Source organism: Streptomyces sp. NPDC058279, assembly GCF_042881255.1.
Taxonomy (GTDB): domain Bacteria; phylum Actinomycetota; class Actinomycetes; order Streptomycetales; family Streptomycetaceae; genus Streptomyces.
This window is the reverse complement of sequence record NZ_JBHVYA010000037.1, coordinates 1-10,413: the sequence shown is the minus strand read 5'-3', so window position 1 is coordinate 10,413 and position 10,413 is coordinate 1. Positions and strand designations below refer to the sequence as shown.

The window sequence follows — 10,413 nt, the reverse complement described above, 5'->3', positions numbered from 1 at the left end:
CGCGATCTCCCACAACCCGTCCGGAACAATCCAACTCCACGTACCCCGCCCCATAGCAAGGCCAACGATGCCCCACCACATAGGACACGGTCTTAACTAGCCCTCTCCGCCGGGGCACAGCCGGCGCGGCTCGTCGTCGCCTTTGAGCGCAGCGTCCACGCAGCCGCCGGGCAAGCCGTCGTGGGCCCCGGTGCCGAAGTTGGCGGTGACGGTGAGGGCGCCGTCGCCGAAGACGGTGCGCTGGACGGAGTGGTCCGCGGTCAGCGTCCGGAAGCCGGTCATGGGCTCCGTGCCAGCCGCCTTGTGCAGGGGCGCGAAGTACTTCTGGAGGGCGGCCAGCTCGCCGCCGCGCTCCTCAAGAGACGCCCCGTCGAGGACGAAGTTGAGCGGGGTGTTGTAGAGCATCGCCAGCAGGGCGCGGGTGGTCTTCTGCTTCGGCAGCTTGTCGTACGCCAGCTCCCAGCGCTCGGTGTTGACCAGAGAGTCATGCAGGGCCGTCTCGTACAGCGGGACGCGGTAGGCCGGGTCGTACATCGCCTTGGCCACGGCCTCGGGAAGCTCGGCGGGCTTGAAGAAGATCGCGGGTGCCTTGGCGGGGGCGTAGCCGCCCCACTTCACCCTGTCCTTCTGGGCCGCCCAGAGCCCGTCGGCCACGGGGGTGCCGGAGCCGTGGTCGAAGGCGAGCACCTGGTTGGCCCACGCCCCGGCGGACTCCGATCCGAGCACCAGCCGGTCGCCGTCGGCCAGCCGCTTCATGCGGGCGAGCCGGTTGGCGCGGTCGCGCCCCTTGTCCATGGGGTGGGCGGGGTGGTGGTCGCGGAACAGCTCGCCGGCCGCGTCGACATCGAGGAAGTAGCTGTCGGCGCCGTTGGCGGTCATCGCCCGGGTGCGGTCGGCGAGGTAGTGGCGGGTGGGTTCGGCCTTCTCGAACGCCTCGGAGCTGAGGTAGCACCCCCGGTCGTGGAAGCCGGGGACCGGCTTGCCGTCGGGGCCCTGCACGCAGAAGTCCGGGTAGACACGGTCCGGCCAGACGGAGGTGGTGGCGTCCGAGGTTTTCGGTTCCTGGCCATTGGCGAACGTGTCGTACGGGCCGACCAAGTAGCCGGCGTCCTTGGCCGCGGTGACGGCGGCGGCGTCCATCGGCCGGTCGTCGGCGTCATAGCCGAGCCACATGCGGTCCACGCCGAGCGCACGCAGCCGCCGGACGCCCTCCGCCGTGCGGGCGTCGCCCCACAGATAGGCGTGGAAGGCGCCCAGGAGCTTCCCCGTGGCCGGGTTGGCTTCGATCTTCTTGCGCAGGCTGGAGAGCTGTCCGTGCTCGGCGAGCCAGGCACGATAGTCGGCGGCGGGGGCAACCGGGGAGCCGTCGGTCAGGGAGAAGGCCACCGTGTAGCCGGTGGTGCCCTCGGCCCGCGAGAAGCGGTGGCTGGCGGTGGCGCGCAGCCGACCCCGCTCGGAGGTGGGGCGCAAGGTGGTGCCGATGTCGGTGGGAACGAGATAGCTGACGCCCTGTCGACCGAGGGTGTAGCCCCACAGCGGCAGCGACAGGGCCGACTCCATGGGGAGGTCGCTGCCGGCCAGCTCGGCCTCGGTGGAGTTCCAGAAGCGGTCGGCCACGGGGACGGAGAGCCCCTCGCCGCGTGGCAGCTGGAGGGCGGAGGCGGCGCGGTCGCCTCCGGTGACGGGCCAGGACAGGGTCAGGTCGGCGGGGCCGCTGGAGTCGACCGAGACGACGAGCCGCCCGCTTGCGGCGCGCGCGGTGACGGACAGCCCGCTGCCCGGATAGCTCCAGCGGAGCCCGTCCGCCGTCCTCCGCACGGGCCCGGGAGCCCCGACAGCGGTCGCGGCGGGCGCGGACAGCTCCACCGCCCCGTGGGCGGTGCGGGCCGTGACCCGCAGCGAGGTGGTGTCGACGGTGGCCGTGCCCCCGTTCACGGGGATGTCGACGAAGTGGCCGCGCACGACGCCGGCCGCCTGCCGGGACGCCGCCGGCACGGTCGCGTCGGAGGGGGAGACGAGCGCGACGCAGGCCAGGGAGGCGAGCAGGGCCGCGGCGGCGGCGCGGGTGGTGTGGCGAGAGCTGATTTTTCGCATGAGAAGTTGATACGGGGCTGAGATAAGAGGAGTTCTAAGAGAGCCGCCACGAGCGGAAGTTGACGTCCGTGGGCGACTGGTTCGGTCAGGAGAGGGGGAACCGCAGCCGGAAGCAGGCCCCGTCGCCCTCCGGGCGCTCGGCGGTGAGCTCCGCCCCGTGGGCGCGGGCGATCTGGCGGGCCATGGCCAGGCCGAGGCCGGAGCCCGGCAGGGCGCGCGCCTGGCGCGACCGGTAGAAGCGGTCGAAGACATGGGGGAGGTCCTCGGCGGCGACACCGGGACCGTGGTCGCGGACGGTGAGCACGGTGGCGTCCTCCGCGGCCGTGAGCCGGAGCTCCACCGGGGAGCCCGGTGGGCTGAACTTCGCCGCGTTGTCGAGCAGGTTGGACAGCAGCCGGGCGAGCCGGGCCGGAACGCCGTGCACCGTGCACGGCGCCATCTCCGCAGTGAACGGGGTACCGGGCCAGTGGCCGCGCGCCTGCTCCACGCCGTGCGCCACGAGCCGGTCCAGCCGCACCGGCTCCACCAGCGGCTGCGGCTCCTCGTCGCGCGCCAGCTCGATCAGATCGTTGACCAGCCCCGTCACCTCGCGCAGCTGGCGGCCGAGCGCGGCCGCAGCCCGGTCACGCGCGCTGTCGGAGAGCCGGTCGGCGCGGGCGAGCAGCTCGGCGTTGGTGCGCAGCGCCGTCAGCGGGGTGCGCAGTTCGTGGGAGGCATCGGCGACCAGCCGGCGCTGGGCGGCGACGGACTGCTCCAGCTCGCCGAGCATCGTGTTGAAGCTGTCCGCCAGCCGGGTGATCTCGTCGGGGCGTCGCCGTTCAGCCGCCGAGAGCTCGATGCGGTGGGCGGGATCGCGGGTGGCGGTGATCCGTTCCGCGGTGGCGGTCAGCCGGGTGACGGGCGCCAGCACCGTACGGGACGCCAGATAGCCCAAGCCCGCGGCGAGCAGCACCCCGGCGCCACCGACCGCGGCCAGCAGCCGGCCCGCCTGCTCGACGCCCTGGTCGGCGGTGTCGGAGCGGATCGCGAGCTGGAGCGCGCGGTGGCCGCGCAGCGGGGTGGTGAGCATCCGCATCCGGTGGCCGCGCAGGGTGATGCCGCTGTGGTACGCCGGTCGGGAGCCCTCGGCTACCGCGCGGGTGGCGCCGGTGACCGGCAGGACCAGCTCCTCGCCCTTCCCGGCGCGGTCCCCGGTGCCCGGGGTGACAATCTGCGCGCAGGCCGGGGCGGACAGCCAGACGCACTCGCCGTACAGCGGCCCGGCGGGCTGGTCGCGCTTCTCCTGGGCGATCAGGTTCGCCTGCTGGGTGAGCTGGAGGTCGAGCTGGCGCACCAACTCGTGGCGGATGACGACGTACGCGGCGGCACACACCCCGAGCGCGACCAGGGCGACGGCCGCCGAGGTGATCACGGCGAGCCGGGTGCGCAGGGGAGCGCGGCGGGGCACTCCCAGGCGGCGGAGTAGCGGCGCGATGGCCTGGCGCCCGGTCATCGTGCCGCCAGTTCGTAGCCGACGCCGTGCACGGTGTGGACGAGCCGCAGGGCGCCACCGGCCTCCAGCTTGCGACGTAGGTAACCGACATATACCGCCAGCGAGTTGGACTCGGGCCCGAAGTCGGCGCCCCACACCCGCTCCATGATGAGCTCACGCGGCAGCACCTGGTGGGGATGGCTTAGGAACAGCTCCAGGAGCGCGAACTCGGTGCGGGTGAACTCCAGCCGCCGGCCGCCGCGGACACCGGTGCGGGTCGCCGGATCGACGGTCAGGTCGGCGAAGGACAGCGCGCCTACGGCGGGCTCGTCCGCGCCGAGGGCGGGCGTGGCCCGGCGCAGCAGCGCCCGTAGCCTGGCCAGCAGCTCGTCCAGGGCGAAGGGCTTGACCAGGTAGTCGTCGGCGCCCGCGTCCAGCCCGGCCACCCGGTCGCTGACGGCGTCGCGGGCGGTGAGGACGAGGATCGGGGTACGGTCCCCGAGCCCGCGCAGCTCGCGGCAGAAGGCGAGCCCGTCCAGCACCGGCATGGCCAAATCCAGCACGATGGCGTCGGGCGGCTCGGCGGCCACCGCGCTGAGACCGGCCAGCCCGTCCGCCGCCTCCCGCACCCCGTACCCCTCGATGGTCAGCGCGTCCACGACGGCGGCCCTGACCTCGGGGTCGTCCTCCACGACGAGCAATGCGGTGGGCCGGGCGGCAGGGGAGGAGGCGGGTCGTGGCATCGGCGGGCCTTTCGGACGGGTGCGTGTCGTGCCTCCACCCTGGCAGAGCCCGCTCTTTAAGACCGTGTCCTATGTGGTGAGGCTGATCAGCCGCTTGTAGCAGCAGATGGCTGCGGCGAGACCGAGGAAGGCCAGAAAGTTGCGAGGATGGCGTTCACAGCGGTGGTTGAACCGGCGGCAGCCGATCAGCCAGAACATGGTCCGTTCGATCACCCACCGGTGCTGGGGCCCTCCCACCGCACCTCGGCATAGGCGTAGACCGTGCCCCCGGACCGCGCCGCACACGTCATCACCGTGACGTCCCAGTTGTCCGGCCAGGGCCCGTCATACCCGGCGCCATCAATGGTCTTCGTACTGCTCGCGCACTTGTAGGTGGGCGCCGCCGAGGCGGCGGGCGCGGACACCGCCGCCACCACAGCCACCGTTGCCACCGGCCTGGACGTTCAGGCCCGTTCGCGGTCCGCTAATCGATTGGCGGCCCCGGCGGCGAGGCCAGCCGCCTCGATGCGGGGTCGGCTCAACACGTGCGCTCCCGCTCGATCGTGGACGTGTAGATCAGCCAGGGCGCCCCGTACGGGTGCGCTGGGCGGTCGAGGTCACCACGTGCCGCCGCGAGCCCTCGTACGGCACCTGGGACCCGTCGGTCTTGATCTTGTTGTAGTCGCCGGTGTCGGTGCAGTCCGTCACGGTCGCCCGCAGCGGGCCCCAGGCGGTGTCGAGAGTCGAGACCACCGGCGTGCGCTTGACCGTGCCGCGCATCGTCGTGCCGTCCTGATGGTGCCAGAACACGGTGGCCTGGATGTCCACCAGCGCCTTGTTCCTGGCGTACCGCGCCAGTTCCGGGTTCGGCTTCGCCGCCGCGTACGAGCGCTCCTCCGCCGCCGACATCGCCCTGTACGCGAACAGGACAATCACCCACTCCCCCGCCTGAGGATCGGGCGCAGTCGACGACGCAGGGCGCCGCAGACGGCCCCACAGCCGGTTTCGCGTCCGTCTCCGAGGTCCCGCAGCCCGCCAGCACCAGAGCCAGGCCCAACAGCCCACCGACCGCCCGTAACCCCGACCGACGAACCCGCACCCGAGCCTCCCGACCTGCCGATGATCCCGCCACCGTAGCGACACCCACAGCACGTCCCGGGCCGTCCCGACACCCCGCCCAACATCAGCCGTCTGAACCCCGGACCTGCCGGACGAGCCGCTGCTGGCAGGATGTCGCGAACGGGTCGAGGCGGGGATGGGTATGGACAACTGGGATTTTCAGCAGTGGCGGGCATCGCTTGGGGCCCTCGATCCTCGGGCGGCAGCCCTGGTGGGCCTTGCTTCAGCCGAGCGAATCTCCGGCTGCCTCGGTGATGAGCGCTTCGGCCGCCATGGCAGCTCGGGAATGGAAGTCGTCAGGGATCTACTCGGAGAATGCTGGGCCACCGCCTTGGCCGGGGAAGGATCATCATCGGCTCGGATCCGGGAGTTGGCTGGCCAGCTGGCCGACCATTCTGGGGACTATTTGACTCTCTCGCTGACCGAGTTGTTCCACTCGTATGAGCCGCTCGCAGAGGAGATCGATACCGAAGACGATGAGGACCCCGACGATGGAGCCCCTGACCTCGATGAGTTTCTGGAGGAGGCCGAGCCGGAAGGCGCCGTGATGATGCATCTCGACGCCATGACGGCAGTGTCCGAAGCCGTTGCCCCATGGACTGGGGGATCGTGGGACGGCGCTCTTCGCTGCCTGCAGATCACTGCGATCGCCGCAAGTCAGCACGATCCTGGGCTGGCCGGGCCGGGCGTTGAGGTGCGGCGCCAGCGAGAGGATCTCATGCTGGTCCAGGCGGCTGGCGGTACCGAGCTGTCCCGTCTGGCGGCTGATCTGCGAGTTCGCGCCGAAGCGGACGCTTTGGGGTGGAAGCGGGTCACCGAAGAACTCAACCTCCTGCACAACTGATGAGAGATCATGATCTGGCCGAGGACGCGGCTCAGTCGGTTAGCCCGACGCGGGGATGAGCATTGGCGGCCAGCGTGCCGAGGCTGGCCGTGTCGGAGTTCATACGGGCGGGTCTGGGTGGGATGCCTCCAGGGCGTCGGCGGGGTCTTCGAGGGGCTGGCCGAGGTCGGTCAGTAGCTTCTCGATGCGGCCGGCGGTGCATTGGTGGCGTTCGACCTCGCGGGCCCAGCCATGGTTGGCGGCGTCGGCGGCAAGAGCGTGCTCGACCTTGCGTCTTGCCCGAAGCCGTGGCGCGTAGGCGGGTGTGGTCACGAACTTCGCGCAGGTCAGGTAGAGGTCGCACTCGCAGGGGCCTTCGGCAGGAAGCCGCAGGCAGTGGCCGAGTTCGAACTCAGTCTTGAAGAAGTTCGTCTTCAGCCAGTCGACAGCCGCTTCGGGGAGAGCGCCGGACTTCAGCTCCTCGGCGGCGGGGCCGGCGATGCTGGCACCCGGTTCCAGGACTGCCTTGTAGTCGCGCAGGACTTCCTGGTCGCTGATCTGCGCATAGACGAGGGCCATGGACACGCTGGAGTGCCCGAGGACCTTCATGATCGTGTGGAGTTTGGCTCCGCGCTCAGCAAGCTGGGTTCCGACGGTGTGCCGGAACCGGTGGGCGGTGACGGTGCCGCGGCCAGCACCGCCACGTCCGCCGGGTTGGACCAGGCCGACGGCCTTGCAGGCCGCCTGGATCGGGGAGTCGAACAAGTAGAAGGTCGACAGCAGCTTGCCGTGCTGCATGAACAGGTAGCGGACCGGCTGCCCGGTCAGCTCGTCGGTGAAGGGCCGCTCTGGTCCGTTCTTGCGCAGGGCGATGACCTTCTGCAGGGCGGTGGCGGCGTCTGCGTGCAGGGGGACGACCCGTTCCTTGTAGGTCTTTCGGGCGGGCAGCCGCAGTCGAGCGGTGCCGTCGGGGTAGCGGTCGAGGCAGTCGATAGGTAGGCGGTGGATCTCGTCCCGGCGGGCGCCGGACCAGCGGGCGACCAGCAGGGCGGCCCGTTGGAAGGGACACGCGATCTGCTCGACCACCGGCATCAATCGGTCCAGCTCGTCGTCGGGGATGAAGCGCGGGACCTTGATCGGTGGCTTCGGCGAGTCACCGGGGCCGATGAGACTGTGGCCGGGGACACCGTCCCACTGCCAGGCGGCGGTGTCCCGGAAGAACTGGCCCAGACCGGAAGTCCGCTGGATCCGGGAGACAACGCCGAGGGGCTTGCCGGTCTGCTCGGTCGGCGTCTCGGCGATGTGCTGGAGCCAGTCCAGGCAGTGATCGCGGGTCACGTCGGAGAACGAGTCGATATCGGGATGGTGTTCGCCGAGCCAGTCCCCGAAGCGGCGGATTGCGAGTTCCAGCTTGTCCACGGTCGACGGCCGATCGGTCAGCCGCCGGGCGGCGAGCCACCTCTCCGCGACGGCCTGCATTCGCGGGGGCAGTACCAGCGGCGGCTTCCAGGACGGCATCAGCTTGCGGGGCTCCGTCGCGACCTGGCCGCGGTGGTAGAGCACGAACCTGCAGATGGTGGAGGTGGGTGATCCAGTTCTTTGCGGCGCCCTCCAGGTAGCGTTGCCGGGACGGGTAGAACCGCTCCAGGTCCGGATGGTCCGCGAAGAACCGGATCGCCTGCAGTGCCTCAGCGATGTGATCCTCGGTAATCGCGGTGACGTCGAAGAGACCGGTGTGCAGGGCGATGCGACTGACCGACCAGTGCATCGCCTGACGAGCCGAGTTCGGGTTGAAGCCCAGGCTGATCGCATCCTCGACGAGCTGCTTGGCACCGAGGTCGATGCCCAGCGCGGCGGCCGGCTCGATGATGGCGAGCTGCCCGGGGGCGAACAGCCACGGGTAGTCGAACGTCGTGTAGCCACGCAGTCCGAGGTAGATCAGGTAGGTGCGGGCCCGGAAGGACACCGGGTAGGACGGGCGGTGGTACGGCTCGCCGTTCAAGCGGCCGACCCGCTCGACCAGCGGGTCGGCGAACCAGCCAGACAGCTTGGGCCAGCGCTCGACGAGCTGTCGGCGGAACCTCAGCTTCATCAACTGGTACTGGCGGTTGCCGTCCTGGTCGTGGACGTAGGCGTGCCACTCCTCCTCGGGGCAGTGCCGTCGGCTGCGGCGCTGCTGCGGAATGGATCCGGGGCTGGCCAGCATGGCCGCCGTGGAGACGGTCCGGGCCCTCACTTCGCCTCCCCAGGCACCGGGCCGCAAGCTCCGAGCGGTGCCCGCCGAGGGCACGGTTGTACTCGGCCACGACGGCCGGATCGGAGACCCGGGTATAGATCCGGGACTCCGCCGCGCAGATCCAGGCCAAGGCGGTCGCGAGCCTGCTGCGCGATGACCACACCCAGTTCACCGACCTGAAGAAGCGCGTCGAGTCCGCGCGCGAAGACGCGATCAAGGCGGGCATGACCGTCTCGGAGCAGGGCAACGTCGCGTTCGACTACGCCAGGCTGACTCCCACGGAACGCAGGACCTACCACAACGATCCCGACGGACAGACCACCATTCGTGAGGCGGTCAACAAGTGGCAGCAGCACATCAACGACTGTGTGAAGGCCGTCTCCGACGCCGACCATGGTGTGAAGATCGCCCTTGAGGCGGTCGTCGTCGACAGCAACAAGGACGCTTTCGGCAAGGGCAACGACGAAACGTACAACGGCTTCAACGCCGGTGCGCAGGGCGACATCGAGGTCTACGAGGCCCGCAACGCCGAAGACATCGCCACCCGCATCAACAGCGGCGACAAGGTATCGGCAGCCGACTACGCGGAGCTGGACCGCTCCTTCCGCGACAACGCCAAGAGCACCGAGTTCAACCAGACCTTCCTCAACGGGATGGGTGCCGAAAACACCCTCAAGCTCACCAATCGGCTCAACGATCTCGGCTGGGGCGCGCCTGGTGTGCGGTGGTGGTCATCGGCGGTTATCGGTGCTTGCCGCCGCCGGAGGGTGTGCTGGTGTCGGGGTTGGAGGGGGGCGGCGGAGGCGGGGTCGAGATCGGCGCGGAGCCCCCGCCGTGACTGCCTCCGCCGCTGCCGCTGCTGCCCCCGCTACCGCTTCTACTGGTGCTTTCGTTGTTGTCGGCCATCACATGGATCCTCTCTTGGCTGCTGCGGGTGTCCGACGGCGTGGCGGCCGCCGGCCGGGTGCGGGGCGCCGGTGCTGTTCGCTTCGGGCGGTCGGGCGCGGCTGCTTCGGCCTCGTGCTGGTGGCCCGGCTGCCGGGCGAGGAATCGGTCGAGGCCGGCCAAGGCGCGGTCCAGGAGTGCCGCGGACGGTACTCCGTACGCGGGCCGGCCGCCGAAGTACGCGTGACGGCCGCCGCTCGGACCGAGGGGAGTATTCACGAGGACCTCCCTGGAGCGTGGTTGGGGTTTGCTGTCCATGACGTCAGGGATGGGTCGTGCGCGGGCTCCATGTTCTTGCGGGTGATTGCGGGCCGGTTACCCGCAGGCCGCACGCGCGTGTTCGATCCGGGCACACGCCGCGGGGCCCTAGTAGTGCTTTGTTAGCTGGTGTCGTGGGGCTGTCTTGGGGTGGGTTGTCGGCAGGTGGGGCAGGTGCCGGTCCAGGTGGCGATGAGGTGTTGGAGGAGTTCCAGGGTCTGGTAGAGGGTCAGGCCCTGGCAGGGGCTTTTGGGCAGGTCCGCTGTTCGGTGAGGAAGAGGTGGGCGGCGGTGACGAGGGTGACGTGCCGGTGCCAGCCGGTGAACGAGCGGCCCTCGAAGTGGTCCAGGCCCAGGGCTGTTTTCAGTTCGCGGTAGTCGTGCTCGATCCGCCATCGCGACTTCGCGAGCCGGACCAGGTCCTTGGCGGGGATGGTCGCGGGCAGGTTGGAGATCCAGTACTTCGTGGGTTCCATCTCGCCCTCGGGCCACTGCGCGATCAGCCAGGTGAGCGGGATCGTGCCGTCAGCGGCGGGCTTCGGGCGGCGGCCCGCGAGCCGGATCCGCAGGAGCACGAAGTGCGAGCTCATCGCGGCTTTGGAGCCCTTGCGCCAGGTCAGGGTCCGGCCGTGACGCCGTCCGGCGGCCAGTACGTGGTCGCGTAAGGACACCGGCCGGGTGCGATAACGGGGCAGCGGGCGGGGACCGAGTCCACCATAGGCAGGCTGATGCGGCTCGGTGTCCTC

Annotated in this window: 9 protein-coding genes and 1 pseudogene; 2 read left to right on the top strand and 8 right to left on the bottom strand. The window is 70.4% G+C overall.

Translation table 11 applies throughout. From position 1 onward, the window contains the following. Window positions 1–96: 96 nt before the first annotated feature. The 6 genes and pseudogenes from ACFVXJ_RS30935 to ACFVXJ_RS30910 form a co-directional block, all read right to left on the bottom strand. Window positions 97–2,094 carry a glycoside hydrolase gene (locus ACFVXJ_RS30935; protein WP_389666761.1) on the bottom strand — a complete coding sequence of 666 codons (1,998 nt, stop codon included), beginning with the start codon at window positions 2,092–2,094 and terminating at the stop codon, window positions 97–99. Between the two features lie 85 nt (window positions 2,095–2,179). After that, window positions 2,180–3,586: an ATP-binding protein gene (locus tag ACFVXJ_RS30930; protein WP_389666759.1), complete on the bottom strand. Its 1,407-nt coding sequence runs from the start codon at window positions 3,584–3,586 to the stop codon at window positions 2,180–2,182. Then, complete coding sequence (locus tag ACFVXJ_RS30925; protein ID WP_389666758.1) at window positions 3,583–4,308, bottom strand: response regulator transcription factor; 726 nt, start codon at window positions 4,306–4,308, stop codon at window positions 3,583–3,585. Before ACFVXJ_RS30925 ends, ACFVXJ_RS30930 begins: the two co-directional genes overlap by 4 nt. A gap of 69 nt (window positions 4,309–4,377) precedes the next feature. Then, window positions 4,378–4,530 (bottom strand): annotated as a pseudogene (locus ACFVXJ_RS30920) (IS5/IS1182 family transposase); the annotation flags it as partial. Beyond that, on the bottom strand, window positions 4,518–4,739 hold the full coding sequence (locus tag ACFVXJ_RS30915; protein WP_389666756.1) for a hypothetical protein: 222 nt from the start codon (window positions 4,737–4,739) through the stop codon (window positions 4,518–4,520). The gene ACFVXJ_RS30915 and the pseudogene ACFVXJ_RS30920, both read right to left, overlap by 13 nt. 124 nt (window positions 4,740–4,863) lie before the next feature. Next, the gene (locus tag ACFVXJ_RS30910) at window positions 4,864–5,223 is read right to left on the bottom strand and encodes a hypothetical protein (protein WP_389666755.1); all 360 of its coding nucleotides are present in this window, start codon (window positions 5,221–5,223) and stop codon (window positions 4,864–4,866) included. Between the two features lie 325 nt (window positions 5,224–5,548). On the opposite strand from ACFVXJ_RS30910, the gene ACFVXJ_RS30905 reads away from it, so the two are divergent. Then, window positions 5,549–6,250: a hypothetical protein gene (locus ACFVXJ_RS30905; protein WP_389666753.1), complete on the top strand. Its 702-nt coding sequence runs from the start codon at window positions 5,549–5,551 to the stop codon at window positions 6,248–6,250. Between the two features lie 99 nt (window positions 6,251–6,349). On the opposite strand, the gene ACFVXJ_RS30900 is transcribed toward ACFVXJ_RS30905, so the two are convergent. Then, window positions 6,350–7,792, bottom strand: a complete 1,443-nt coding sequence (locus tag ACFVXJ_RS30900; RefSeq protein WP_389666752.1) for a tyrosine-type recombinase/integrase — start codon at window positions 7,790–7,792, stop codon at window positions 6,350–6,352. Between the two features lie 897 nt (window positions 7,793–8,689). On the opposite strand from ACFVXJ_RS30900, the gene ACFVXJ_RS30895 reads away from it, so the two are divergent. Further along, on the top strand, window positions 8,690–9,670 hold the full coding sequence (locus ACFVXJ_RS30895) for a hypothetical protein (RefSeq protein WP_389666750.1): 981 nt from the start codon (window positions 8,690–8,692) through the stop codon (window positions 9,668–9,670). A 227-nt stretch (window positions 9,671–9,897) separates the two neighbouring features. Here ACFVXJ_RS30895 and ACFVXJ_RS30890 read toward each other — a convergent pair. Beyond that, window positions 9,898–10,413 (bottom strand): transposase (locus tag ACFVXJ_RS30890; protein ID WP_389666748.1); only part of this gene is annotated, 516 nt, incomplete at its 5' end.